Source organism: Streptomyces sp. R35, from assembly GCF_041053035.1.
GTDB lineage: Bacteria > Actinomycetota > Actinomycetes > Streptomycetales > Streptomycetaceae > Streptomyces > Streptomyces lutosisoli.
The window spans coordinates 6297039-6323481 of record NZ_CP163440.1 but is presented as its reverse complement, the minus strand read 5'-3'; the positions used below and the strand labels follow the sequence as shown (position 1 = coordinate 6323481).

20 protein-coding genes are annotated in these 26443 nt (G+C 69.9%); 8 read left to right on the top strand and 12 right to left on the bottom strand.

The window, feature by feature from the left end; translation table 11 throughout:
- The first annotated feature begins 18 nt into the window (after positions 1 to 18).
- On the top strand, positions 19 to 897 hold the full coding sequence (locus AB5J50_RS28715) for a DUF3558 domain-containing protein (protein ID WP_327430687.1): 879 nt from the start codon (positions 19 to 21) through the stop codon (positions 895 to 897).
- Between the two features lie 190 nt (positions 898 to 1087).
- Positions 1088 to 2425 carry a DUF2637 domain-containing protein gene (locus AB5J50_RS28710; RefSeq protein ID WP_369265538.1) on the top strand — a complete coding sequence of 446 codons (1338 nt, stop codon included), beginning with the start codon at positions 1088 to 1090 and terminating at the stop codon, positions 2423 to 2425.
- A gap of 73 nt (positions 2426 to 2498) precedes the next feature.
- On the opposite strand, the gene lysS is transcribed toward AB5J50_RS28710, so the two are convergent.
- A complete protein-coding gene (gene lysS, locus AB5J50_RS28705) occupies positions 2499 to 4241 on the bottom strand; it encodes a lysine--tRNA ligase (protein WP_369265537.1) in 1743 nt (580 codons plus the stop codon).
- Positions 4242 to 4395: 154 nt separating this feature from the next.
- Here lysS and argS point away from each other — a divergent pair, with 154 nt between their 5' ends.
- Complete coding sequence (gene argS / locus AB5J50_RS28700; protein WP_369265536.1) at positions 4396 to 6165, top strand: arginine--tRNA ligase; 1770 nt, start codon at positions 4396 to 4398, stop codon at positions 6163 to 6165.
- Here argS and AB5J50_RS28695 read toward each other — a convergent pair.
- Both AB5J50_RS28695 and AB5J50_RS28690 read right to left on the bottom strand, forming a co-directional pair.
- On the bottom strand, positions 6143 to 8215 hold the full coding sequence (locus tag AB5J50_RS28695) for a protein kinase (RefSeq protein WP_369261110.1): 2073 nt from the start codon (positions 8213 to 8215) through the stop codon (positions 6143 to 6145). The two genes, argS and AB5J50_RS28695, sit on opposite strands and share 23 nt — an antisense overlap.
- 118 nt (positions 8216 to 8333) lie before the next feature.
- The gene (locus AB5J50_RS28690) at positions 8334 to 10244 is read right to left on the bottom strand and encodes a hypothetical protein (protein WP_369261109.1); all 1911 of its coding nucleotides are present in this window, start codon (positions 10242 to 10244) and stop codon (positions 8334 to 8336) included.
- Between the two features lie 148 nt (positions 10245 to 10392).
- Here AB5J50_RS28690 and AB5J50_RS28685 point away from each other — a divergent pair, with 148 nt between their 5' ends.
- A complete protein-coding gene (locus AB5J50_RS28685; RefSeq protein ID WP_369261108.1) occupies positions 10393 to 11178 on the top strand; it encodes a DUF4253 domain-containing protein in 786 nt (261 codons plus the stop codon).
- 7 nt (positions 11179 to 11185) lie between these two features.
- Here AB5J50_RS28685 and AB5J50_RS28680 read toward each other — a convergent pair whose 3' ends face one another.
- Entirely contained in the window at positions 11186 to 12394 is a 1209-nt protein-coding gene (locus AB5J50_RS28680; RefSeq protein ID WP_369261107.1) for a PLP-dependent aminotransferase family protein, read from the bottom strand.
- A 155-nt stretch (positions 12395 to 12549) separates the two neighbouring features.
- Entirely contained in the window at positions 12550 to 13452 is a 903-nt protein-coding gene (locus AB5J50_RS28675) for an SAM-dependent methyltransferase (protein ID WP_369261106.1), read from the bottom strand.
- A gap of 267 nt (positions 13453 to 13719) precedes the next feature.
- On the opposite strand from AB5J50_RS28675, the gene AB5J50_RS28670 reads away from it, so the two are divergent.
- The gene (locus AB5J50_RS28670) at positions 13720 to 13914 is read left to right on the top strand and encodes a hypothetical protein (protein ID WP_369261105.1); all 195 of its coding nucleotides are present in this window, start codon (positions 13720 to 13722) and stop codon (positions 13912 to 13914) included.
- On the opposite strand, the gene hemB is transcribed toward AB5J50_RS28670, so the two are convergent.
- From hemB to AB5J50_RS28640, 6 genes are all read right to left on the bottom strand, one after another.
- Positions 13900 to 14898: a porphobilinogen synthase gene (gene hemB / locus AB5J50_RS28665; protein ID WP_327430680.1), complete on the bottom strand. Its 999-nt coding sequence runs from the start codon at positions 14896 to 14898 to the stop codon at positions 13900 to 13902. The genes AB5J50_RS28670 and hemB overlap by 15 nt on opposite strands.
- Before the next feature lie 398 nt (positions 14899 to 15296).
- Complete coding sequence (locus AB5J50_RS28660; protein ID WP_369261104.1) at positions 15297 to 17000, bottom strand: uroporphyrinogen-III synthase; 1704 nt, start codon at positions 16998 to 17000, stop codon at positions 15297 to 15299.
- Positions 16997 to 17956 (bottom strand): hydroxymethylbilane synthase, encoded by a 960-nt coding sequence (hemC, locus tag AB5J50_RS28655; RefSeq protein ID WP_369261103.1) that lies wholly within the window; start codon positions 17954 to 17956, stop codon positions 16997 to 16999. The genes AB5J50_RS28660 and hemC overlap by 4 nt, the downstream gene beginning before the upstream one ends.
- Positions 17953 to 19656: a glutamyl-tRNA reductase gene (locus tag AB5J50_RS28650; RefSeq protein WP_369261102.1), complete on the bottom strand. Its 1704-nt coding sequence runs from the start codon at positions 19654 to 19656 to the stop codon at positions 17953 to 17955. The genes hemC and AB5J50_RS28650 overlap by 4 nt, the downstream gene beginning before the upstream one ends.
- Entirely contained in the window at positions 19653 to 20417 is a 765-nt protein-coding gene (locus AB5J50_RS28645; protein WP_369261101.1) for a redox-sensing transcriptional repressor Rex, read from the bottom strand. Before AB5J50_RS28645 ends, AB5J50_RS28650 begins: the two co-directional genes overlap by 4 nt.
- A 381-nt stretch (positions 20418 to 20798) precedes the next feature.
- Positions 20799 to 21107 (bottom strand): glutaredoxin family protein, encoded by a 309-nt coding sequence (locus tag AB5J50_RS28640; RefSeq protein WP_369261100.1) that lies wholly within the window; start codon positions 21105 to 21107, stop codon positions 20799 to 20801.
- 168 nt (positions 21108 to 21275) lie between these two features.
- Here AB5J50_RS28640 and AB5J50_RS28635 point away from each other — a divergent pair, with 168 nt between their 5' ends.
- From AB5J50_RS28635 to AB5J50_RS28625, 3 genes are all read left to right on the top strand, one after another.
- Positions 21276 to 22235: an HAD family hydrolase gene (locus tag AB5J50_RS28635; protein ID WP_369261099.1), complete on the top strand. Its 960-nt coding sequence runs from the start codon at positions 21276 to 21278 to the stop codon at positions 22233 to 22235.
- A gap of 747 nt (positions 22236 to 22982) precedes the next feature.
- On the top strand, positions 22983 to 23753 hold the full coding sequence (locus AB5J50_RS28630; protein WP_327430673.1) for an ECF subfamily RNA polymerase sigma factor, BldN family: 771 nt from the start codon (positions 22983 to 22985) through the stop codon (positions 23751 to 23753).
- A 277-nt stretch (positions 23754 to 24030) separates the two neighbouring features.
- Positions 24031 to 25257: a DUF5667 domain-containing protein gene (locus tag AB5J50_RS28625; protein ID WP_369261098.1), complete on the top strand. Its 1227-nt coding sequence runs from the start codon at positions 24031 to 24033 to the stop codon at positions 25255 to 25257.
- A 124-nt stretch (positions 25258 to 25381) separates the two neighbouring features.
- On the opposite strand, the gene AB5J50_RS28620 is transcribed toward AB5J50_RS28625, so the two are convergent.
- Entirely contained in the window at positions 25382 to 26431 is a 1050-nt protein-coding gene (locus tag AB5J50_RS28620; protein WP_327430671.1) for a lysophospholipid acyltransferase family protein, read from the bottom strand.
- Between the last annotated feature and the right edge of the window lie 12 nt (positions 26432 to 26443).

The following is a 26443-nucleotide window of genomic DNA, read 5'->3' as shown; positions in this document are numbered from 1 at the left end:
GCCACGAGTGAAGGAACCATGCACCGACCAGTACAGCGAGTAGGCCGAGCACCGCGACTCACCCGCATCCTTGTCAGCGCAGCAGCCGTCCCGGTGATGTTCGTCGCCGCGGGCTGTTCTTCGGACTCCGGCTCCGGTGACGACGCGAAGGCGAGCGCCGGTTCGAGCCCTGACGCGAAGGCGTCCGCGAGCGCTTCGGCCAATGCCGTGAAGCCGGCCGCGTACGCGACGCTTCCCGAGCCGTGCGCGGTGCTGTCGAAGAAGACGCTGGGCGAACTGGTCCCGAAGGGCGCCAAGTCCGGCAAGGAGGGCAAGTCGGACGATGTCGCGACGCGCGGCAACTGCTATTGGAGCAGCCTCGACAACAACGGTGTGAAGGGCTCGCAGTTCCGCTGGCTGAACGTGGCGCTGCTGCGTTTCGACTCGGACTCGCGCGGCGAGGGCGACCAGCTCGCGCACACGTACTTCGAGAAGCAGGTCACGAACGCGCAGGCGGTGACGGGCGCGAAGAACACCAAGTCGGAACCGGTGGCCGGGACGGGCGACGAGGCGACGGCGGTGACCTACGACCTGAAGAAGAAGGAAGGCTCCTTCAAGCAGCAGACGATCGTGGCCCGCGTCGAGAACGTCGTCGTCACCCTCGACTACAACGGTGCCGGTCTCGCGGGCGAGAAGACCCCGAGCGCCGCCGGCCTGCTGAAGGCGGCCGAGAAGGCTGCGAAGGAGGCGGTGGCCGCGGTGTCCGCCGCGAACCAGGACGGGGGCGCCCAGGCGAGCGCCTCCCCCTCGAAGTCGGCCACCCCGTCGAAGTCGGCCACGGCCTCGAAGTCGGCTTCCCCGTCGAAATCGGCGTCCAAGAGCGCCTCGCCGTCCAAGTCGGCGACCAAGAAGAGCTGAGGTCCTTGGAAAGCGGTCTGCGGCTCAACTCGTAGCCCCACCAGGACAGTTGATGGAGCCCGGGCCCCACGGGGACCGGGCTCCTGCCGTACCGCCCGACCGTCCGCCGCACACATGTGCCACCCTGTTGCCCGCAACAACGTGCAATGGGAGGGGAGTACGGGTGTCCGCGCCCATTCAGCTCACACGGATGCACCGCGTTCTCATCGGCGTGGTCGTCGCCGGTGCGCTCGTCATCGCGGGGATCGGTTTCGCCGGTTCGTACGCCGCCGTCCGTGAGCTCGCCATCAAGAAGGGCTTCGGGAACTTCTCGTACGTGTTCCCGATCGGTATCGACGCGGGCATCTGCGTCCTGCTGGCCCTGGATCTGCTCCTCACCTGGATCCGCATCCCCTTCCCGCTGCTGCGCCAGACGGCGTGGCTGCTGACGGTCGCGACGATCGCGTTCAACGGCGCGGCGGCCTGGCCGGACCCGCTGGGCGTGGGCATGCACGCCGTCATCCCGGTTCTGTTCGTGGTCTCGGTCGAGGCGGCCCGCCATGCGATCGGCCGCATCGCGGACATCACCGCGGACAAGCACATGGAGGGCGTCCGCCTCACCCGCTGGCTGCTCTCCCCCGTCCCCACCTTCCTCCTCTGGCGCCGCATGAAGCTCTGGGAGCTGCGCTCCTACGAGCAGGTCATCAAGCTGGAGCAGGACCGTCTCGTCTACCAGGCCCGCCTCCACTCCCGCTTCGGCCGCGCCTGGCGCCGCAAGGCCCCCGTGGAGTCGCTGATGCCGTTGAGGCTGGCAAGGTACGGCGTCCCCTTGGCGGAGACGGCCCCCTCGGGCTTGGCGGCGGCGGGCATCGAGCCGGTGCTGCTGCCCCCGGTGCCGCAGTTGGAGGTGGCGCGCGAGCCGGAACCGACGGCACCCGTCGTAGAGAGCAACGCGGCGCCTGTCCGGGAACAGCTTCCCGCCGCCGAGGCGAACGAGCCCCCCGAGCAGCCGGAGGACTACGCCGAGCCGCAGAGTCAGTGGCTTCAGGCGCGGGACCCCCAGTCCGTCGCGTATCAGGGCGGCTACGACCCGACGTACGACCCGGATGCCGCGTACCGGCAGTGGTACGAGGAGCAGCAGCAGGCCGAGCAGTTCGAGGAGCAGCAGCGGTTCCGGGCTCGGCAGCAGTTCGAGGAACAGCAGCGGTTCGAGCAGCAGACGTTCCCGCAGCAGCGGTACGAGGAGCAGCCTGCCCCCGCCCCGGAGCCCTCTCCGGAGGACACCGGTACCTTCCCGATCCCGTCCGGCCCGGGCCGTACCCGTGAGCTGGGTGGGGGCGGCGGCTCGGAGCCGACCGAGCCGACCGAGGAGGACTACTACCAGGTCTTCAAGAAGTCGATAGACGGCAGCTATCCGACCTCGGGCCAGTTCAGGGGCGACGTGGAGGCGACGTACGGCACCACGCTCCCGCAGCGCGAGGCCGACCGTATGGTCAACCGCTTCACCAACCGCCACACGGCGGAACTCCAGGACGACCACATCGCGTAGGCACGTCAGCGTGTACGAGGAAGGGGGCGCCCGGTGATCACCGGGCGCCCCCTTCCTCGTACAGCCGAAGGCCTTATGCGCCGAGCAGCTTGCGCACCCGGTCCTGTCCGACCGCCAGCAGCAGCGTGGGCAGCCGCGGTCCGGTGTCCCGTCCGACCAGCAGGTGGTACAGCCGCGCGAAGAACGTGCGCTGGGCGACCTTGATCTCCGGCGGCAGTTCCTTGGCGGTGGCGTCGGCGGAGAAGCCGGCCTGGATCTTGGGGACGCCGTAGACGAGGTGGGTGAGCCCGTCCAGGGACCAGTTCGCCTCCAGCCCCTCCGACAGCAGCCGCAGCGATTCGCGCCCCTGGTCGTCGAGGGACTTCAGCAGCTCGACGTCGGGCTCGTCGCGGACGACCGTCCGCTCCTCGGCGGGAACCTGCGTGTTGATCCAGGTCTCGGCCTTGTCGAGCCGGGGCCGGACCTCGTCGAGCGAGGTGAGCGGGTTCTCGGGGTCGAGTTCGCTCAGGATCCGCAGGGCCTGGTCCTGGTGGCCGGCGGTGATGTCGGCGACGGAGGCGAGGGTGCGGTACGGCATCGGGCGGGGCGTCGGGGTCAGTTCCCCGGCGGCGGTGCCGACGGCACGGGCGTACGCGGCGGCGTCGGCCGGAAGGACCGACCCGTCGGCGACCTTGCCGGCGAGCTTGTCCCACTCGTCGTACAGCCGCTGGATCTCCTGGTCGAAGGCGATCTTGAACGACTGGTTGGGACGGCGGCGGGCGTACAGCCAGCGCAGCAGCTGCGGCTCCATGATCTGGAGGGCGTCGGCCGGGGTGGGGACCCCGCCCTTGCTGCTGGACATCTTGGCCATGCCGCTGATGCCGACGAAGGCGTACATGGGCCCGATCGGCTGCTTGCCGCCGAAGATGCCCACGATCTGGCCGCCGACCTGGAAGGAGGACCCCGGAGACGAGTGGTCGACGCCGCTCGGCTCGAAGACGACACCCTCGTAGGCCCAGCGCATGGGCCAGTCGACCTTCCAGACCAGCTTGCCGCGGTTGAACTCGCTCAGCCTGACGGTCTCGGAGAAACCGCAGGCGGTGCAGGTGTACGTCAGCTCGGTGGTGTCGTCGTCGTACGCCGTGACGGTGGTGAGGTCCTTGTCGCACTGCCCGCAGTAGGGCTTGTACGGGTAGTACCCGGCGGCCGAGCTGCCGTCGTCCTCGGCGGCGGCGCCGGAGCCTTCGGCGGCTTCGAGTTCGGCCTCGTCGACGGGCTTCTGGCCCTGCTGCTTCTTGGCGGGGGCCTTCTTGGTCCGGTACTGGTCGAGGATCGCGTCGATGTCACCGCGGTGCTTCATCGCGAACAGGACCTGCTCGCGGTAGACACCGGAGGTGTACTGCGCGGTCTGGCTGATCCCGTCGTACTCGACGCCGAGCTCGGCCAGCGCCTCGACCATCGCGGCCTTGAAGTGCTCGGCCCAGTTCGGGTGCTCCGAGCCCTTCGGGGCCGGTACGGAGGTCAGCGGCTTGCCGATGTGCTCGTGCCACGAGTCGTCGATGCCGGGGATGCCGACCGGGACCTTGCGGTAGCGGTCGTAGTCGTCCCAGGAGAGCAGATGGCGCACGGTGTGCCCGCGGCGGCGGATCTCGTCGGCGACGAGGTGCGGGGTCATGACCTCGCGGAGGTTGCCGAGGTGGATCGGGCCGGAGGGGGAGAGTCCGGACGCGACGACGACGGGTTTGCCCGGGGCACGGCGCTCCGACTCCTCGATGACCTCATCCGCGTAACGGGAGACCCAGTCGGTGGTCTCGGTGCTCTGAGCCACGATCGGCACGTCCTTCTTTCTCATACGCAGTACGGCTGACGCGACCATTCTCCCAGCTCGGGCGGGAACCGCGAAAACGGCTTTTCAGTGCATGGGATACTGGGGTTTCCTGGCTGTCACGGTCAGTGAATTTCCGGAACCCGAGCAGAACGGCAGCCACTCCATGGCCTCGGTCACGTCCCTCACCGCTTCCGTCCATCAGCGCCTCGCGGACGCCCTCTCGGCAGCCCTGCCGGAGGCCGGTTCCGCTGACCCGCTGCTGCGACGAAGCGACCGGGCCGACTTCCAGGCCAACGGGATCCTGGCCCTCGCGAAGAAGGCGAAGGCGAACCCGAGAGAGCTGGCGACGCAGGTCGTGGCGCGGGTGGAGTCGGGTGACGTGATCAAGGACATCGAGGTCTCCGGCCCCGGCTTCCTGAACATCACCATCACCGACCGGGCGATCACCGAGAACCTGGCGGAGCGGTACGCGGACGGCGAGCGCCTCGGCGTGCCGCTCGCGGAGAACCCGGGCACGACGGTGATCGACTACGCGCAGCCGAACGTGGCGAAGGAGATGCACGTAGGTCATCTGCGGTCGGCGGTGATCGGCGACGCGGTGGTGCAGATCCTGGAGTTCACGGGCGAGAACGTCGTCCGTCGCCATCACATCGGCGACTGGGGCACCCAGTTCGGCATGCTCATCCAGTACCTGATCGAGCACCCGCACGAGCTGGACCACAAGGGCGGCGAGGTCTCCGGCGAGGAGGCCATGTCGAACCTGAACCGCCTGTACAAGGCCGCGCGGGTGTTCTTCGACTCCGACGAGGAGTTCAAGACCCGGGCACGGCGCCGGGTGGTGGACCTCCAGGCGGGCGACGCCGAGACGCTCGCGCTCTGGCAGGTGTTCGTGGACGAGTCGAAGATCTACTTCTACTCGGTCTTCGACAAGCTGGACATGGAGATCCGCGACCCGGACGTGGTCGGCGAGTCGGGCTACAACGACATGCTCGACGAGACGTGCCGCCTCCTGGAGGAGTCGGGCGTCGCGGTCCGCTCCGAGGGCGCGCTGTGCGTCTTCTTCGACGACGTCAAGGGCCCGGACGGCAACCCGGTCCCGCTGATCGTGAAGAAGTCGGACGGCGGCTACGGCTATGCGGCGACGGACCTGTCCGCCATCCGCGATCGTGTCTTCAACCTGAAGGCGAACAGCCTGATCTACGTCGTGGACGCCCGTCAGTCCCTGCACTTCAAGATGGTCTTCGAGACCGCGCGCAGGGCCGGCTGGCTGAGCGACGACGTGAAGGCCCACCAGCTCGCGTTCGGCACGGTCCTGGGCAAGGACGGCAAGCCGTTCAAGACGCGTGAGGGCGAGACGATCCGGCTGGTGGATCTGCTGGACGAGGCGATCGACCGTGCCACGAATGTCGTGCGGGAGAAGGCCGAGAAGGTGGGCCTGAGCGAGCAGGAGATCGTCGAGAACGGCCGGTACGTCGGCATCGGCGCCGTGAAGTACGCGGACCTCTCCACGTCTGCCGTCCGGGACTACAAGTTCGACCTGGACCAGATGGTCTCGCTGAACGGTGACACGTCCGTGTACCTCCAGTACGCGTACGCCCGTATCAAGTCGATCCTGCGCAAGGCGGGCGACGCGCGTCCGGCCGCCCACCCGGAGCTGGAACTGGTCCCGGCGGAGCGGGAGTTGGGCCTGCACCTGGACCGCTTCGGTGAGACGCTCGCCGAGGTGGCCGCGGGGTACGAGCCGCACAAGCTGGCGGCGTACCTGTACCAGCTGGCGTCGCTGCTGACCACGTTCTACGACAAGTGCCAGGTCCTGAGCGACGACAACCCGACGGAGGTCGTCGAGAACCGCCTGTTCCTCGTCGACCTGACGGCCCGCACGCTCCAGCAGGGCATGGCGCTGCTGGGGATCAGGACGCCTGAGCGGCTCTGAGGCTCTCCAGGATCCCTTCGAGCAGGATGACGCGGGTCAGCGCGGAGTCACGGACGACCACGAGCTTCGAAATGTGGTCGTCCACCTGCTCGCGGTCGTAGCCCCGCCTGACCAGCTCGAAGCCGTAGGGCGGGTAAGAGTCGCCCTGTTGGGGCTGGAGGGGGCGGGGCGCCGTGCGCTCGACGTACGCGTAGACGTCGTCGAGGAACTGCTTGACCTGATCCTGCGTGAGGGCAAGTGACTTGGACTGGTCTTCGGACAGAAGTCTGACTTCGTCGTCAATCCGCTCTTCCAGATCGGCGACATTGAACAGGGCGAGGTTCTGGTCGGCGGTGAGCTTGGCGATGCGGTCGTCCACCTGCGCGCGGTGGTAACCCCGCCTCACCAGGTCGAAGCTGACGGGCGCCGGGGGTACGGGCTTCGTGCCGTGCCTGGCTTGGCTGATGCCGGCCATGCGCAGATCCCTGAGTTCGCTGCGGATTCTGTCGAACCCGGCATCGGTGGAAGCCGAGTTGTCCTCGGTCTGGGGCCGCGCGGTTTCCGCGAGCTGGTGCCACCAGTTGTGCTCGTCCTGCGGCCGCACGGTCTGCTGGGCAAGAGGTTCGGGGACGTTGGGGATGTTCGCCTTGAGCCTGACCAGCTCCTCGGCGGCACTGGCCGCCCCTGCGGACTGGCGCTCGCCCCCGGTCCGGGTGGCGTGCAACCGCTCTGCCTCGGCGCGCAGCCGACGCGACTGCTCCAGCCCCGCCTCCGCCAGCCGCTCCACCGTCCTGGCGCGATTGCTCTGGGTGTCTCCCTGGGCGTCCTGCCTCGCTCTGTCCATGAGCTGCTCCGCGCTGTCCCGCGCCTCGGCACGCAGCCGCTCCGCCTCGGCCACGGCCTCGGCCCGCAGCCGCTCGGTCTCCTTCGTGGAGGCGGTGACCAACATGGCGGCCTCCTTCCTCGCCGCCGTGACGACCTGGTGCGCCTCGGTCCGGGCGGTGCCGAGCAGCTGTTCGGCTTCCGTGCGCGTCCGTTCCAGAAATCCCTCGGCCTCTGCGCGGGTCTGTGCGAGCAGGGCGTACGCCTCTTCTCGGCTGGCCGTGCTGTGGGCCTCCACGCGCTGCCACAGCCGCCACGCCTTCGTCAGGAAACGTCCGGCGACCCCGTCGGGGTGCCCCAGTTGAGCGACCTCGAGGATGCTTGCGCCGGACGGCGTGACGATCTGGTCGACCAGCACCGTGCTGAGGGCGTCGTGCACGGCGGCGGCGTTCGCCGGCCGGTGTTCCGGGCGCTTGGCGAGAAGGTTCAGGATGAGGTCGTTCAAGGAGGCGGGGAGCCCCTCGACGAGGGCGCCCGGCGGTGTCGGGGTGTCCTCCATCTGCATACGGAGCACGGCCAGCGGGGTGGTGCTGGTGAAGGGGGGCCGGCCGGTCACCGCGTGGTAGAGGAGGCAGCCCAGGGAGTAGAGGTCGCTGCGGTGGTCGATCTCCCGGGCGCCTTCGGCCTGTTCGGGAGACATGTACGGCGGGGAGCCGAGCAGGGCGCCGGTGACGGTGAGTTCGTGGACGCTCATGGTGTCGCCCATGAACTTCGCGACGCCGAAGTCGAGGACTTTGGCGGTGCCTTCGGGGGTGAGGAGGACGTTGGCGGGCTTGATGTCCCGGTGGATGACGCCTTGCCGGTGCGCGGCGTCCAGTGCCCGGGCGATCTGTGCGGCCCATCCGACGGCGAGCGGCCAGGCAGGCGTGGCTTCTTTGAGCCGTTGGCGCAGGGAGACGCCGGGGACGAGTTCCATGACGAGGTAGAGGATCGGGCGCCCGCCGACGGGCACCTCACCCCAGTCGTGAACGGTCACGATGTTCTGGTGGGAGAGCCGCCCCGCCAGCTGCACCTCGCGCTGGAACCGGGCTCGTGTCTCCGGCTCGTCCATGCCGAACAGGGCGTGGACGAGTTTGACCGCCACGTCCCGCCGCATCCGCTCGTCCTGCGCGGACCAGACTTCTCCCATGCCTCCCGCGCCGAGCCGGTCCCTGATCCGAAACCGCTCAGCGAGCAGTACGCCCTGCACCCCCGGTTCCCTCCCCCGTCGGCCGTTCGCCGCCGCCGTAGGACGGCCTGGCCCCGAACCCCTTCGCTTCCTTCAACTCCTCCACGAGTATCACCTGTTATCACTCCTCACGAGCGGTTCAGGTTCCCGAGGAGTTGCCCGAACCTCCGTAGGAACCGCCCGCGAGGCGCCGCAGCCGCCGGGCCTCCTCCTCGATGCGGTGGGCGACGCCTCCGGCGCCCGAGGTGTCGTCCAGGCCGCTGGCGAGAACCTGTGCGGCGAGGGTGGTGAAGTAGTGGGCGGTGACGAGGAGATGGTCGTCCACGTCGACGGAACTGGTGTCCGTGGCAAGACGGTTGGCGTCGTCGAGTACACGGGTGATCTGCTGGAAGATCTCGTCCCGGACCTCGTACGACAGCGGCCCCACCGCCCGGCCGACCTGGGAGAAGACGGAGTGGCAGGAGCGGATGAGTTCCCGTACCAGCCGGTCGTCGCGGTTGAGGGCGGTGGTCGCCGAGGCCGCGGGGCCGAAGCTGCCGGAGGCGATACGGGCGCCCGCCACGAGCGGCTCGTAGCGGCGGATGTCGATCGCGGTGGTGGCACCGAGCGCCTCACGGAAGCAGCGGTGGACGTGCAACTCCGTCTCGTGGGGCTGCACCGGCAGGTCGTCGTCGCCCGCGAACACCACGTCGCTGCCGCGCCGCACCCCGAGGAAGCCCACCGCGTAGAGGATGTCGATGACCCCGGCGAGCGTCAGGGCGTCGGCGTACGCGGGGAACAGCCGGTGGAGGGTACCGGCCGCCTCCTCGAAGCGGCTGCCGAGCGCGGCACGCGTGACCACGTATCCGGTGTTCTGGAAGAGCGGGAAGAGGTGTTTGAGGAAGGGGTGCGCGACCAAGTACTCCAGGGTCAGGTCCTTCAGCTTCCACGAGGAGAACTGCCGGCTCGCCTGGAGGACGTCCGCCTCCGTGATCCGCTCCCGGCCGTGGATCAGCCAGGCCGTCTCCTGGCAGAGGTTGAGGAACTGGATGGCGTCCCGTGGCCGCGGCAGACAGCGGCCGAAGAGGAACGTCGCGGTCTCCTCGCCCCCTACGGTCTCCGGGAAGAAGTCCCGCCACAGCTGTTCCGCGGTCAGTCCGGCTCCGGCGGAGGCCCGGGCACGGGCCAGGGCGAGGTCCCGCAGGGCCTGCTCCGTCCAGACGATCCGCAGTTCGTCGCCGCGGAACTTGTCGCCCTCTCCGAAGGACAGCGAGTCGTAGATGTCGGCGCGCAGGAACAGCAGCAACCGAATGGACCGCCCGTACAGGCTCGCCGCGTGCTTCGCGGCCAGCAGCAGCCCGATCACCATCGAGTTGCTGTCCGGCTCCGCGGACCACACCTGCTCCAGCTGGTCGACCATGAGCAGCAGCGGCGCGTGTACGGTGTCGCAGCGCAGGTCGGCGAAGGCCTGCGCCACGCCATGCTCGACGACGTCCAGCTGCCGGGTGGCCTGCGCGCCTTCGGAGGGCGACTGCCCCAGATCGACGCTCGCCTTGACGCCGAACGCCTCCAGGGACAGGGAGGTCTGTAACCCTCTGGCTCCCTGGGCCAGGCGGTCCCCCAGTCCCGCGCCGTCGGCCGATTCGCCGTTCTGCTTCAGGAAACGCCCCAGCGTCTTCACACTGTCGGGCCGCCGGCCGTGCGCGTTCCTGGCGTGCGTCACCAGATGGCGGGCCGCGTGTACGGCGAACACGTACCGCCAGATCAGCGCCTTGGCCGAGTCTCCGGGCAGGCCCTGCAACTCGAAGCGCCGGATCTCCTCACCCGCCGCCTCGTCGGGACTGACCAGGGCCTTCGCTCCGTTGTGGCCGCCGGCCGCCATCAGCTGCATGCAGATGGCGCTCTTGCCGGAGCCCTTGCGGCCGATGATCAGCATCTTGCGTCCGCTCACCGACGCGCGGAACGCGGCGTTGGGCAGGAACCCGCCGCGCAGCAACAGCCCGTCCTTCACGTCCCGTTCGGCATCCTCGCGCCCGAAGTGCAGGTCAGCGAGTACCGGCCCGTCGGCCATCCCGTCCCCCTTGTGTCACCACACGGTCCTTCACCCAAGGTAACCGCGCACACCGACACCGGGGCCGAGAATGCCCACCCGTTCACCGGGTCCGCTCGCAGACCCCACGCGCACCACACTGTCCGTGCCGCCCCTTACAGTCACGTCCATGGCGACACTTCCGAACCCGCTGCCGAAGCTGGCGGCCGACCCGAGCGGGCGTTCCCTCGGGCTTCAGCTCCCGCCCGGGAGGCTGATCGACACGACAGAAGACGGGGCGTGGCACGAGCCGTTGCTCTGGCACGCCGAGCGGTCCGCCGCCCCCGGCAACTGGACGGCGCTGGGCGCACCCGCCGGGCGTGCGGGGCTGCTCCCGGTGCTCATCGACCTGGGCGACGGCCAAGGCGGGCCGGAGGAGTGGGAGTTGATGCCCGCGGAGATGTCGTACGCGGGGGATCACGACGCCGAGGAGGTGCTCGCGGAGTTCTGGGAGGAGTGCGCGGCTGACGGCGAGGAGTGGCCGGGACTGGCCGCCGGCCCCGTCCTTGCCGCCGACGCGGACGTGCGCGCCGCGGAGGTCGCCGACTCCCTGACAGGCGGGGGCCGTTCCCGGTTCAAGGATCCTCACCTCGCCCTGGTGCCCGCACGCCGCAGCGCGGATGTCCCCGCCGCGATCGGCTGGCCGGGCCCGGCGAACCACGAGAACGACACCGCGCGCCTCTGCGCGGTCCTGCGCTCCTGGGAGGACCGCTTCGGCATACGGGTCGTGGCGCTCGGCTTCGACGTCCTCGTCGTGTCCGTGGCCGCCCCGCCCACCACCCTCGCCGAGGCCGAGGCCATCGCCGCCGAGCACTTCGCGTTCTGCCCGGACAACGTCCTGCAAGGCCCGGGAACCCTGGACGCGTACGCCGCGCAGCTCATCGGTGAGCGGGTCTGGTCGTTCTGGTGGGACTGAGCCCCGCTCAGCCCCGCAGCCCCCTCCCCAGCCGTCGCAGCCCCTCCCCGATCTCCTCCGGCGTCTGTGTGACGAAGCAGAGCCGCAGGGTCGCCGGGTCGGGCTCGCCGGCGTAGAAGGGCGCCCCGGGGACGTACGCCACGTCCTGTTCCACCACGCGCGGGAGCAGAGCCGCGGTGTTGTACGAGTCCGGGAGGCGCGCCCAGAGGAACATGCCGCCCTCCGGCCGGGTCCAGGTCGATCCGGCCGGCAGGGCGTCGCCGATCCCCGCGAGCATCGCGTCACGCCGCTCGCGGTACACGCCGGCGACCCGGGCGACATGGGCGTCCAGGTCCCGGTCGGCCAAGTACCGTGCTGCGGCGAGCTGGTTGACGGTCGGGGTGTGCAGGTCGGCGGCCTGCTTGGCGACCGCGCACGCCCGCCGCAGCGCCGCGGGCGCCCGCAGCCAGCCCAGCCGCAAGCCGGGCGCCATCACCTTGGAGAACGAGCCGAGCAGCACGGTCCGGTCGCCGGCGCCGTCGTACGAGGCGATCCACGGCACCCGCTCCCCTTCGAAGCGCAGCTCTCCGTACGGGTCGTCCTCGACGATCCACAGCCCGCGCCGGGCGGCGACACGGGCGACCGCGGCGCGCCGCTCACCCGTCAAGGTCCGGCCCGTCGGGTTCTGGAAGGTGGGCACGGTGTAGAGCAGCTTGGGCCGTTCGCGTATCACCAGCGCGTCTAGGGCGTCCGGGTCGATCCCGTCGTCGTCGCCGGGCACGGCCACCACCCGCGCCCCCGCGAACGCGAAGGCCTGAAGTGCCGCCAGATAGCAGGGACTTTCGACGAGCACGGTGTCGCCGGGCTCCAGCAGGGCCGTGGCAAGGAGCGACAGCGCCTGCTGCGAGCCGGTGGTGACGAGGAGGTCGTCGGCCGCGGTGACCAGCCCGCGCACGCTGGTGCGCTCCGCGAGCGCGGCCCGCAGCCTCGGCTCCCCCTCGGTCGTCGAGTACTGCAAGGCCCGCTGGGGCTCCTCCGCGAGCACGTCCCCGAACGCGGCGGCTATCCCCTCCACGTCGAAGAGTTCCGGCGCGGGCAGCCCACCCGCGAAGTTGATCACCTCGGGCCGCGCGGTCACCGCGAGGATCTCCCGTACCGCCGAACCGCCGATCGCGGTGGTCCGCGCGGCGAGCGGGGGCACAGGGGCGGTCGCGGGTGCGGAATCGGTGACAGTCATGGTGACGGCTCCTTGTCCATGCGGCGTCCGTACGGCGTCCGTACCGCGTCCGTACGGCGGCTTGTGCCGCACCCTAGGCGCATAGGTGCCGCCTACACCCGTAATTCCGCGATACGGACGCCGCGTGCACGCCCCTGACCTCCTGGCCCCCTCGGTCAGCGCTTGACGGCCGTCGCCGCATACACGTTGATGTCCGCGTCCGTGACGTCGTTGATGTCGCGGTAGCGGACCTTCTCGATGTCGTCGAGGGTGGCGAGGTAGGCGGGGTCGGCGGCCTCGGGGGCGGGGGCGTTGCCGTCGGGGCGCCAGCGGTGGGCGGGGACGACGCCCGGGTCGTCCAGCTCCAGGCCGTTGTCGGTGAAGAAGCGCTCGACCTCGGCCTTGGAGCGCAGCACGAAGGTGAAGCCGCGTTCGGTGTACGTCCGCTGGACCGCGCGCACGTTCTCGGGGTTGAGGTCCTCGGTGAGGTGGCTGAGCACGAGCCGGCTCCCGGACGGCAGCGCGTCGACGAGCTCGCGCACGATCGGGTACGCCTCCTCGTCCTCGACGAAGTGCAGGATCGCCACCAGCACGAGCGCGACCGGCTGGTCGAAGTCGAGGGTCTTGACGGCCTGTTCGAGGATCTGGGCGGGCTGCTTGAAGTCCGCGTCGATGTAGTCCGTACGGCCCTCGGGCCCGCTGGTGAGCAGAGCGCGCGCGTGGGCGAGGACCACCGGGTCGTTGTCGACGTACACGACCCGCGAGTCCGGAGCGATGCGCTGCGCGATCTGGTGGACGTTCTCCTGCGTCGGCAGACCGGTGCCGACGTCCAGGAACTGGCGGATGCCGTCCTCCGCCGTCAGCGTGGTCACGGCGCGGCGCAGGAAGTCGCGGTTGTGCCGGACGTCGAGGTAGCCCCGCGGATTGGCGGCGAGCGCCGCGGCGGCCGCGTCCCGGTCGACGGGGTAGTTGTCCTTGCCGCCGAGGAAGACGTCGTAGACGCGCGCCGGGTGCGCCTTGGTGGTGTCGATCCTCCTTCTCAGCTCGGCGGGGTCCTGGCTGAGAGCATCACCGGGCATAAAGCGTCTCCCTGGAGAGTGAGGTCATTCAACGAGCAACAACCTAACTCTTCAAGGGAGTTGATAGTGCCCCGGTCGGCGCTTCCCGTCCCGGACCGCGTTCCAGAGGGACGCCATACCCCCAGGTCAGATCCCATACGTACGTTCCGGCGTCCCGAATCCCCCGGCAACCGTGGCGTCGGGGACGGTTCACCGCACAAGCTGAGGTCATCCAGGCGCACCGCACCAACCACTCACACCACACGACACCACACAGGAGGATCACCCATGTCCGCACGCACCGCCCGCATACGTCTCCTCGCCGCCACGGCGGTCGCGGTCGCCGCGCTCGCCCTCACGGCGTGCGACGACGGAGAGGGCGTGCGGGACGAGGGGCCGTCCTCCGCGTCGAAGTCCTCGGCGGGACCGACCCGGTCGACGTCCGACGGCAGGCTGGTGGAACGGGAACTACTGAAGGCGTAGCTTCTGGGCGACCTCGGTGGCCCAGTAGGTGAGGATGTTCTGCGCTCCGGCCCGCTTGATGCCGGTCAGGGCCTCCAGGATGGCCTTGTCGCGGTCGATCCAGCCCTTCTCCGCCGCCGCCTCGATCATCGAGTACTCGCCGGAGATCTGGTACGCGGCAACGGGCACGTCGACCGCGTCCGCGACCTTCGCCAAGACGTCGAGGTAGGGCCCCGCCGGCTTGACCATCACCATGTCGGCCCCCTCCTCCAGATCGAGGGCCAACTCCCGCATGGACTCCCGTACGTTGGCGGGGTCCTGCTGGTACGTCTTCCGGTCGCCCTTCAGCGAGGAGCCGACGGCCTCCCGGAAGGGACCGTAGAACGCGGACGAGTACTTGACGGTGTAGGCGAGGATCGCCACGTCCTCGCGCCCGATCTGGTCCAGGGCATCGCGGACGACCCCGATCTGCCCGTCCATCATCCCGCTGGGCCCCACGACATGGGCGCCGGCGTCGGCCTGGACCTGAGCCATCTCGGCGTACCGCTCAAGGGTGGCGTCGTTGTCGACACGCCCTTCGGCATCCAGCACCCCGCAATGCCCATGATCGGTCGTCTCGTCGAGACACAGATCGGACATCACCAGCAGCTCGTCGCCGACCTCGGCGCGCACATCGCGCAGGGCGACCTGGAGAATCCCGTCCGGATCCGTCCCCGGCGTCCCGTAGGCGTCCTTCTTCTCGTCCTCCGGCACGCCGAACAGCATGATCCCGGAGACCCCGGCCTCCAGCGCCTCCACGGCAGCCTTCTTGAGACTGTCCCGGGTGTGCTGCACGACACCGGGCATCGCCGCGATCGGTACCGGCTCGCTGACGCCCTCCCGCACGAACGCGGGGAGGATGAAGTCGGCGGGGTGCAGGCGGGTCTCGGCGACCATGCGCCGCATCACCGGCGTCGTACGCAGCCGCCGCGGCCGCGTACCGGGGAAGGATCCGTACTTCGTCATGCCCCCTACGCTACGCCCGCCCCACAGCCACCCATACCGACGCCCTGTCGGCAGAAACGGGTCCGGTTGAGTGTCGGCTGCGGGTGGGTGGGGGCTGGTCGCGCAGTTCCCCGCGCCCCTGAAGACCGGCCTGTTCGTCGGCTGCGGGTGGGTGGGGGTTGCTCGCGCAGTTCCCCGCGCCCCTGACGGCGCGGGGCTTCGCCCCGCGATCCCCCGCCCGCCCTGGTTCGTTCGGCCGCGGGCCGGTGGGGGCTGGTCGCGCAGTTCCCCGCGCCCCTTAAGGGGCGCGGGGAACTGCGCAATCTTTTCAGCGGGGGTCTGGGGGCGCAGCCCCCAGGAAGGGATGGGACGGGTAGGGGCGGCGGGGGCGAGGAAACCCACCCCAGCCCCCACCGGCGTCAGGTGGTCCGGCGCCTCCGTGAACCCGGACGTCGCTCGCTCGGCCGAGTCACAGGATCCCCCGCCTCCACGGCGGCAGCCCTCCGCTGGAGACCGAAGTCCGCCAACGCCTCAGCCAGCTTGTGCACAGACGGCTCCGGAGCCATGACATCGACCCGCAGCCCATGCTCCTCGGCAGTCTTCGCCGTGGCAGGACCAATACACGCGATCACCGTCACGTTGTGCGGCTTACCGGCGATACCCACCAGGTTCCGCACGGTCGACGACGACGTGAAGAGCACGGCATCGAACCCGCCCCCCTTGATCGCCTCACGGGTGTCCGCCGGCGGCGGCGAGGCCCGCACAGTGCGGTACGCCGTGACGTCGTCGACCTCCCAGCCCAGCTCGATGAGCCCGGCCACCAGCGTCTCCGTGGCGATGTCGGCCCGCGGCAGGAACACCCGGTCGATCGGATCGAAGACGGGGTCGTACGGCGGCCAGTCCTCCAGCAGACCCGCGGCCGACTGCTCACCGCTCGGCACCAGGTCCGGCTTCACACCGAAGGCGACGAGCGCCTTCGCCGTCTGCTCCCCCACCGCGGCCACCTTGATGCCCGCGAAGGCCCGGGCATCGAGCCCGTACTCCTCGAACTTCTCCCGCACGGCCTTCACCGCGTTGACGGACGTGAACGCGATCCACTCGTACCGGCCCGTCACCAGGCCCTTGACCGCGCGCTCCATCTGCTGGGGCGTGCGCGGCGGTTCGACGGCGATCGTCGGCACCTCGTGCGGCACGGCCCCGTACGACCGCAGTTGGTCGGAGAGCGACACCGCCTGCTCCTTCGTACGCGGCACGAGCACCTTCCAGCCGAACAGCGGCTTGGACTCGAACCACGACAGCTGGTCGCGCTGGGCGGCTGCGGAACGCTCACCGACCACGGCTATCACGGGCCGGCCGCCGTCCGGGGACGGCAGCACCTTCGCCTGCTTCAGCGTCTGGGCAATCGTCCCCAGGGTCGCCGACCAGGTGCGCTGACGTGTCGTCGTACCGGCGATCGTCACCGCCATCGGGGTGTCGGGCTTGCGCCCTGCCGCGACCAGCTCACCCGCGGCCGCTGCCACGGAATCAAGCGTCGCCGAAACGACCACCGTGCCATCGGACGCCCCGACCTCGGTCCAGCACCGGTCGGAGGCCGTCCGCGCGTCGACGAACCGTACGTCCGCGCCGTGCGCGTCGCGCAGCGGCACACCCGCGTACGCGGGCACACCGACGGCGGCCGCGATACCGGGCACCACCTCGAACGGAACACCGGCGGCGGCGCAGGCGAGCATTTCCTCGGCGGCGTACGTATCTAGTCCGGGGTCCCCGGACACCGCACGTACGACCCGCTTGCCGCCCCGCGCGGCCTCCATGACAAGATTGGCAGCGTCCCTCGACGCGGGGTCACCAACGGTTGTTGACGCGCTGTCAACAACCGTTAGCTGAGGCGCGCCTGTGCCCAAGTACGGGTCCGAAGAAGTGTCCGGATCCGTGTTCAGGACGGCGACGCCTTGTCTGGCATGCACGCGGACCACGTCGAGCACCTCGTGCTCGGCGACGAGGACATCCGCGTTCGCCAGCGCCTCCACGGCGCGCAGTGTCAGCAGTCCTGGATCTCCGGGTCCGGCACCCAGGAAGGTGACGTGCCCGTGTTCCGGACCGGCGGGAAAGTTGGTGGGGCTCAAAGTGCTCGCTCCCCCATCAGACCGGCCGCGCCCTTGGCAAGCATCTCGGCGGCGAGTTCACGGCCGAGCGCCATTGCTTGGTCATGTGTCTCGGGCACGGGACCGGTGGTGGACAGCTGCACCAGCGTCGAGCCGTCGGTTGTGCCGACGACGCCGCGCAGGCGCATCTCCTTGACAATCTGCCCGTCGGCCAGAAGGTCGGCGAACGCACCCACGGGTGCGCTGCAGCCGGCCTCCAGGGCGGCGAGCAGGGACCGCTCGGCGGTCACGGCGGCCCGGGTGAACGGGTCGTCGAGCTCTCCGAGCGCGGCGATGAGGTCCGCGTTGTCCGCGGCACACTCGATCGCCAGGGCCCCCTGGCCGGGGGCGGGCAAAACGGTGTCGACCGACAGGAAGTCGGTGACCTCGTCGCTTCGGCCGATCCGGTTGAGTCCGGCGGCGGCGAGCACGACGGCGTCGAGCTCCCCGTTGCGGACGTACCCGATGCGGGTGTCGACGTTCCCACGGATGGCGACCGTCTCGATCGTCATGCCGTGGCTGCGCGCGTACGCGTTCAGCTGGGCCATGCGGCGCGGCGAACCTGTGCCGATGCGTGCCCCGTTGGGCAGCTCGGCGAAGGCGAGTCCGTCGCGGGCGACGAGCACGTCGCGCGGGTCCTCGCGCACCGGCACGGCGGCCAGCACCAGGTCGTCGGGCTGCGTGGTCGGCAGATCCTTCAGGGAGTGCACGGCGAAGTCGACCTCGCCGCGCAGCAGCGCCTCACGCAGCGCGGCGACGAAGACGCCCGTGCCGCCGATCTGTGCGAGGTTCTCGCGGGAGGTGTCGCCGTACGTCGTGATCTCAACGAGCTCGACGGGCCGTCCGGTCACCTGGCTCACGGCATCCGCCACCTGCCCGGACTGGGCCATGGCTAGTTTGCTGCGCCTGGTCCCCAGCCTCAGTGCCTGCTCATTCATGCTCGCCCTCGGTTCTTGGCGTTCTCGTTGTTGTTCTCGGCCCGCGACACGGAGGCGACCGTCTCGGGGTCCAGGTCGAACAGGGTCCGCAGCGCGTCCGCGTACCCGGCACCGCCGGGTTCGGCGGCCAGTTGCTTGACCCGTACGGTCGGCGCGTGCAGCAGCTTGTCCACTACGCGCCGCACGGTCTGGGTGATCTCGCCCCGCTGCTTGTCATCGAGGTCGGGCAGCCGCCCGTCGAGCCGTGCGATCTCGTTCGCGACGAGGTCGGCGGCCATGGTGCGCAGCGCGACCACGGTGGGGGTGATGTGCGCGGCCCGCAGGGCGGCGCTGAATGCGGCGACCTCGTCGGAGACGATCCTGCGCACCTGGTCCACGTCGGCGGCCATCGGCGCGTCGGCGGAGGCTTCGGCGAGCGACTCGATGTCGACGAGCCGCACCCCGAGCAGCCGGTGCACGGCCGCGTCGATGTCACGCGGCATCGCGAGGTCCAGCAGCGCGAGCACGGGCGCGGGCCGGGGGGCCTCGACGACCGGCTCGGGCCGGCGACGCTCGGGGACCCGGCCGACGGTGGCGGCGGTCGCGGCCAGCGCGGTGATCAGCTCGGCGTCGGCGTCGGGCGTACGACGGCTGTCGCGGCGCTCGACGGTTCCGGTGCCCTTGTCCACCCAGGCCGCGTGCTGCTCCAGGGTGGCCGCGTCCATGCCGGCCACGGCGGCCTCGCCCATCACGGAGAAGCCGGTGGCGGCCTGCACGGCGGACAGGTCGAGCGGGCAGCCGTCCTCGGTGCCGACGCCGGCCGGAGCGAGCTGGCCCGCCGGACCGGCCGGGCTGTCCCGTACGACCACGGGTGTGCCCGTACGTCCTTCCACGGCGGCCGCGACGGACTCGGCCGTCAGGACCAGGCCCGTGGCGCCGGTGCAGGAGACGGCGATGTCGGCACGTGTCAGCTCGACCGGCACCGAGTCCATCGGTACCGCGCGGGCCAGCACGTCCGTGTCGTCGCCCTCGGTGAGGATCTGTGCGAGGCGCTCCGCGCGGTCGAGCGTGCGGTTGGCGATGACGATCTCGGCGATCCCGGCGCGCGCGAGCGTCGCGGCGGCCAGGGAGGACATCGAGCCCGCGCCGATGACCAGGGCCTTCTTGCCCTTGATCCAGGTGTCGACGGGGGCGCCGGACGACAGCTGCTCCAGGCCGAAGGTGACCAGGGACTGTCCGGCGCGGTCGATGCCGGTCTCGGAGTGGGCGCGCTTGCCGACCCGCAGCGCCTGCTGGAACAGGTCGTTCAGCAGCCGGCCCGCGGTGTGCAGCTCCTGCGCGGTGGCGAGCGCGTCCTTCATCTGGCCGAGGATCTGGCCCTCGCCCACGACCATCGAGTCCAGGCCGCAGGCCACCGAGAAGAGGTGGTGGACCGCCCGGTCCTCGTAGTGCACGTAAAGGTAGGGGGTGAGCTCTTCGAGCCCGACCCCGCTGTGCTGGGCGAGCAGCGTGGACAGCTCGGCGACGCCCGCGTGGAACTTGTCCACGTCGGCGTACAGCTCGATGCGGTTGCAGGTGGCGAGCACCGAGGCCTCGGTGGCCGGCTCGGCGGCGAGGGTGTCCTGGAGCAGCTTGACCTGGGCGTCCGCGGACAGCGCGGCCCGCTCCAGGACGCTGACCGGAGCGCTGCGGTGGCTCAGCCCGACGACGAGGAGACTCATGCCGGCATCACGGCGGGGACGTCCCCGTCAGGCCCTTTGCCATTGCTGTCCTGAGCGGCCTGGGCCACGGCGGCGGCACCGGCCTGGGCCTCGGCCTCCTCGCCGGCCTTGCGCTGCTCGTGGAAGGCGAGGATCTGCAGCTCGATGGAGAGATCGACCTTGCGTACGTCGACGCCGTCCGGGACGGACAGGACGGTCGGCGCGAAGTTGAGGATGGAGGTGACGCCGGCGGCGACGAGCCGGTCGCAGACTGCCTGGGCGACGCCCGGCGGGGTGGTGATGACCCCGATGGAGACGCCGTTCTCGTCGATGATCTTCTCCAGGCCGTCGCTGTGCTGCACGGCGATCCCGGCGACCTGCTTTCCGGCCATCTCCGGATCGGCGTCGATCAGCGCGGCGACCCGGAAACCACGGGACGCGAACCCTCCGTAATTGGCCAGCGCGGCGCCGAGGTTACCGATACCGACGATCACTACCGGCCAGTCCTGGGTCAGGCCCAGTTCGCGGGAGATCTGGTACACGAGATACTCGACGTCGTACCCCACACCGCGCGTCCCGTAGGAGCCGAGGTAGGAGAAATCCTTGCGCAGCTTCGCGGAGTTGACCCCCGCCGCGGCCGCGAGCTCCTCGGAGGAGACCGTGGGTACCGAGCGCTCCGACAGTGCGGTCAGCGCTCGGAGGTACAGCGGAAGACGGGCGACGGTGGCCTCGGGAATCCCTCGGCTGCGGGTCGCCGGTCGGTGAGTTCGGCCAGTTGCCACGGTGCTCCTGCGGGTAGAGCGGGGCTGTAGGCGGTCACACGTACCCAGACCGCCCCGTCGAAAGCAGGCTATGTCTTTGTGAACGCGTGCACAAAGATGGTGTCCGATTTGCCCGGCCAACGTGACCGGGGTCACGCGGGCCCGGCGCGCCCGTATGGAACCGGCGCGCGGACAGCTTCGTTCCGCACCTGAAGGGGGCAAAGCCGCACACACTCCTCAACGAATCCCGCCCCCGAGACCAATCGCCGTCGATCCTAGGCGACTTTCCGGGCTTCCTTTGCGCCTGAACCGGCGCCGCTCTCGCGGAGCTGGTGGCTCATCATCGTGGTTTCTCGATTGATGGTTGCGGTGATCAAGGGGGAAAGGCATGGTCACGACAGGTCACTCGGTGAGCGCACGGCGAAGGCGTTGCTCGTCCACCCGCCAGAACGTGTGCTGGGCGCCGTCGACCAGCACGACCGGGATCTGCTCCCAGTACTCGCGGTGCAGTTCCTCGTCCTCGGTGATGTCCTTCCGCTCCCAGGGGACACCGAGATCGGCACACACCTTCTCGATCACTTCCTGTGCGTCATCACACAGATGACAGCCCGGCTTTCTGATCAGCGTGACCAGCCGCTCGGCAGGGTCCTGCTTCTCCGCACGATCCTTACGATCTTTACGACGCCCGTCGCGCCGGAACATGGGACTCATACCGGCCATTCTCGCGCCCCGGACGCCCCCTGGAACCCCCTTGGCCCACTCCGGCACCGGCCCGACGCGCCGTTGGGATCGCTTCTTTAACGGCTCGGTCGCGGAGAGTTCACAGCGCCGAATCCTCTCGACTCCGGAAGCACCGAACAAACTGGCTATGCTCACGCCATGGCCGCTCTCGGATGGCTCACTCCCCGTAGGCGCTCCGCCACCGCGCGGAGCGTGTTGGCAGGCGAGGCCTCGGCGGAGGCAGCGCGCAAGTCCTCCCAGGAGTTGGAGGACCTCTCAGAACTCGCGGAACTTGCGGAGCTCGCGCCGGATGTCTCCGCCGAGGAACCGGAGTTCCCGGTGCTCGGCGACGACAAGGCCGCCGCGTTCTTCGACCTCGACAACACCGTGATGCAGGGCGCCGCCCTGTTCCACTTCGGCCGGGGCCTGTACAAGCGCAAGTTCTTCGAGACGCGCGATCTCGCCCGATTCGCCTGGCAGCAGGCGTGGTTCAGGCTGGCCGGCGTCGAGGATCCGGAACACATGCAGGAGGCCCGCGACTCGGCGTTGTCGATCGTCAAGGGCCACCGCGTCTCGGAGCTGATGTCCATCGGCGAGGAGATCTACGACGAGTACATGGCCGAGCGCATCTGGCCCGGTACGCGCGCCCTCGCCCAGGCGCACCTGGACGCGGGCCAGAAGGTGTGGCTGGTCACGGCGGCCCCCGTCGAGATCGCCACGGTGATCGCGCGGCGACTGGGCCTGACGGGCGCGCTCGGCACCGTCGCGGAGTCGGTGGACGGCGTCTACACGGGCAAGCTGGTCGGTGAACCGCTGCACGGCCCGGCGAAGGCGGAGGCGGTTCGCGCGCTGGCGTCGGCGGAGTGCCTGGACCTCGCGCGCTGCGCGGCGTACAGCGACTCCCACAACGACATCCCCATGCTCTCGCTGGTCGGCCACCCCTACGCCATCAACCCCGACACCAAGCTCCGCAAGCACGCCCGCAACTGCGACTGGCGCCTGCGCGACTACCGCACCGCCCGCAAGGCAGCGAAGGTCGGCATCCCGGCAGCCGCCGGCGTCGGCGCGGTGGCAGGCGGCACGGCCGCCGCGATCGCCCTGCACCGCCGCCGCCGCTGACCTCTACGGCTCGTCGTTTGCGGGTCGGGGCCGTGCCGGTACGTCCAGCCCGTCGCCGGTGGGCATTACTGCCTGCTGCCACAGCATGAACTTGCCCATAACCCCGTAAGCGACGGGCTGGACGTACCGGCACGGCCCCTTCTGTGCGACGACGGGTGCACCGCCGTACCGGGGGGTGAGGGTGGGTGGGGCCGCCGTGCGTCGCCAGCTGGGGATGGGTGGAGCTCCGTGCGCTGTCGGCTGGGCTGTGCGTCGCTGGTTGCGGATGGGTCCGCGTGACGAACGGTTCCTGGGCCTATCGCGGGGCGCAGCCCCGGCCTTTGCTTTTAGGGGCGCGGGGAACTGCGCGACCAGCCCCCACCCACCGCACCCGACACACAACCGAACGGGGTCGAAGGGGCGGAGCCCCTGGGGATGGGACGGGTAGGGGCGGCGGGGGCGAAGAACCAATCCCGCCCTCCTACCCGCACAACGCCCCCGCCAGTCCCGTTCACCGCAGACGACCACAACACGCCCCGCACTCAAACGGAACGCGGACTAATCCGATCAACAATCGGTCACTGTGCGGTACTTGAACAGGCGTCGATCAGTAACAGAAGCGACGTAATCGATGATTTGAGCAACTGGGTGTAGCGCTGCCTGTACGAAGCGTTATTCTCCTCAGACGCAAACCGGCACCCCTCCGTCGCTACGACGGGTGAACGGTTCCGCACTGAACGTGATGGAAGCTCTGCCTCTGGGAGTCCCGTGTACTCACACGTCGGGGTTGACGCCTCGGGCCTGGCTACGCTGCGCGCAACGGTCCTGGACCGCCTGCGCGGCTTCGTCCCCACCGCGTACGCCGTCCCCGCCTTCGCCGTCCCCGCACCCGTCGGCCCCTGCTACGCCCTGGCCGACGGCAACGCAGCGGTCGGCAGACGGGGCCGCTCGGGCTCGGCCACCACCGCACGCCGCCCGGCCGCAGACAGTGACAGCGCCCGGATGATGGACCTCGTGGAGCGCGCCCAGGCCGGCGAGGCCGACGCCTTCGGACGTCTCTACGACCAGTACAGCGACACCGTGTACCGCTACATCTACTACCGGGTGGGAGGTAAAGCGACCGCGGAGGACCTCACCAGTGAGACGTTCCTGCGCGCCCTGCGCCGCATCGGAACCTTCACCTGGCAGGGCCGCGACTTCGGCGCCTGGCTCGTCACCATCGCCCGCAATCTCGTCGCGGACCACTTCAAGTCCAGCCGCTTCCGGCTGGAGGTGACGACCGGGGAGATGCTCGACGCCAACGAGGTCGAGCGCTCCCCCGAGGACTCCGTCCTGGAGTCCCTGTCGAACGCGGCACTGCTGGATGCCGTACGGCGGCTCAATCCCCAGCAGCAGGAGTGCGTGACGCTCCGCTTCCTCCAAGGGCTCTCCGTCGCCGAGACCGCCCGGGTGATGGGCAAGAACGAGGGTGCCATCAAGACCCTCCAGTACCGGGCCGTGCGCACCCTCGCCCGGCTCCTCCCGGACGACGCCCGCTGAACCCCCGCTGAGAAACGTCCATACCGCGCACGGTCCCCGCACGACTCCATACGCTCAGCGACGTTCAACTCACCTTCCGTAAAAGTCCGTTGACTTCGCGGTCCGATCATCCGTCGTCCGTAACCCAAGTGCCGCGACGCTCGTTGTGCGGGATACAGGCTCCCTGTGGTCACACCCTGGCCATCGCCGATCACTCGATCGTGTGGTTGTGGTCAGGGCGTGCAACCCTCAGGACCCCCTGGGGAGTCGACCGTCATGACGAGAGGAGGTGCCGCCAGTGATCGCGAACGTATCGGCACACCGGCGGGCGAACGCCTTCGCCCTGGCCCTGGAGGAGCAGTCCGACCAGGGCACGGCGGCCGAGCAGCCCGATGGATCGGCACCGTCCCAGGCTGCGTCGGAACAGACCGAGCAGGGCCTGCTATTGGCCCTCGCCACCGGTCTCGGCGAGCTGCCCAAACCGGAGCTGGACCCCGAGGTCAAAGTCGTGCAGCGAGCCCAGCTCGTCGCCGCGATGGAGGCCATGCTGCTGGAGGGCACCGCCGCCGGAGGCGAGGGTTCGGACCGTTCGGTGCCCGAGCAACGGTCCCATCGGGCCAAGGGCGCGCACCGGGCGAGCGGGCTGGGGAAGCTGCGACCACGGTCGCGGCTGTCGAAGGGCCTCGCCGCGGGCGGGCTCACCGTCGGCGTGGCCGCGGGAGCCTTCGGCGGCGTGGCCGCCGCCAGCTCCGACGCCCTGCCCGGTGACTCGCTCTACGGGCTCAAGCGAGGCATGGAGGACATCAAGCTGGGCCTGGCCCACGGCGACAGCGACAGGGGTGAGCTCTATCTCGACCAGGCGTCCACACGGCTGAGCGAGGCACGCCGGCTGATGGAGCGCGGCCGTTCGGGCCACCTCGACCACGAGTCGGTGGGCGAGATCCGCCGCGCCCTGTCAGGCATGCAGCACGACGCCTCGGAAGGCCACCGCCTGCTGCACGAGGCGTATGAGCGGGACGGCTCGCTGGGCCCCATCCAGGCCCTGTCCGCCTTCTCCCAGTCGCACCGCGAGGCCTGGGGCGCGCTGCGCGACAGGCTGCCGGTGCAGCTCGGCGACGTCAGTGACCAGGTCTCGTCCGTCTTCGACGCCATAGACGACGAGGTCGGCCCGCTGCAGTCGCTGCTCCCGCAGCCGCCCTCCCAGCAGGGCACCGGCCGACACCGGGGCGCCAGCGCGGAGTCCACCGGCTCGTCCGGCACGGACAGTCCGGTACCGAGCGCCACCAGCGGCTCCTCCAACGGAAGCCACAGCAGCGGCAACCCCAAGCCCTCCAGCTCGGGCAGCAGCAGCGACGGCCTGCTCGGCGGCAACACGGGCGGTCTCCTCGACCCGCCCGACGACAGCGCCAGCACGTCCCCGTCCAGCAGCAAGACCAGCGCGACCAGCGAACCGGACGTCACGCTGCCGCCCCTCCTGCCCGGCCTCCTGCCCGGCCTGGGCATCGACAGCGAGGACACCAAGTAGAGGACAGCGAGGACAGCGAGTAAGAGACCCGCATACGCGTCTGGGGGCGCCCTTCTCAGAAAGGGCGCCCCCAGACGCGTACCGGCATGAGACTCATACACGCTGCCGGAGAACACCGACCCGCCTAGAAGAACACCGACCTGCGCTGCACCAGCAGCTTGTACAGCGTGTGCTGGATCTGTTCCCTGACCTGGTCCGTCAGGTTGAACATCAGCATCGGGTCCTCGGCCGCCTCCGGCGGATAGCCGTCCGTGCGGATCGGCTCGCCGAACTGGATCGTCCACTTGGTGGGGAGCGGGATCGCGCCCAGCGGGCCCAGCCACGGGAAGGTCGGCGTGATCGGGAAGTACGGGAAGCCCAGCAGCCGTGCGAAGGTCTTCGCGTTGCCGATCATCGGATAGATCTCCTCCGCGCCGACGATCGAGCACGGAATGATCGGGGTCCCCTGGCGCAGGGCCGTCGAGACGAAACCGCCGCGGCCGAAGCGCTGGAGCTTGTAGCGCTCGCTGAACGGCTTGCCGATGCCCTTGAAGCCCTCCGGCATCACGCCGACCAGCTCGCCGCGCTCCAGAAGCCGTTCGGCGTCCTCGGCGCAGGCGAGGGTGTGACCGGCCTTGCGGGCCAGCTCGTTGACGACCGGCAGCATGAAGACCAGGTCGGCCGCGAGGAGGCGCAGATGGCGGTTCGCGGGGTGGTTGTCGTGCACGGCGACCTGCATCATCAGGCCGTCCAGCGGGAGGGTGCCCGAGTGGTTGGCGACGATCAGGGCGCCGCCCTCCGACGGGATGTTCTCGATGCCCTTCACCTCGACCCGGAAGTACTTCTCGTACAGCGGGCGGATCAGGGACATCAGGACCTGGTCGGTGAGCTCGGCGTCGTACCCGAAGTCGTCGATCTCGTAGTCGCCCGTGAGCCGGCGGCGCAGGAAGGCCAGGCCGCCGGCGATGCGCCGTTCCAGGCCGCTGCCCTCCTGCGGCTGCCGGGGCAGCTGTTCCTCACGTGTCACAGGAACATCATCCTGCGCCTGGAGCCGCCCGGGCAGGGGCTGTACCTCACGTACCACGACGGGCTCGCCCTTGCGCCGGCTCCCCGCGCTCCGGCGCCGCGGCGGCCGTTGTACGGCGCTTCCGCGGGACCGGTCGTCGTCGAACGGAATGACCTTGGCATCCGCCATCGTTGATGCGCT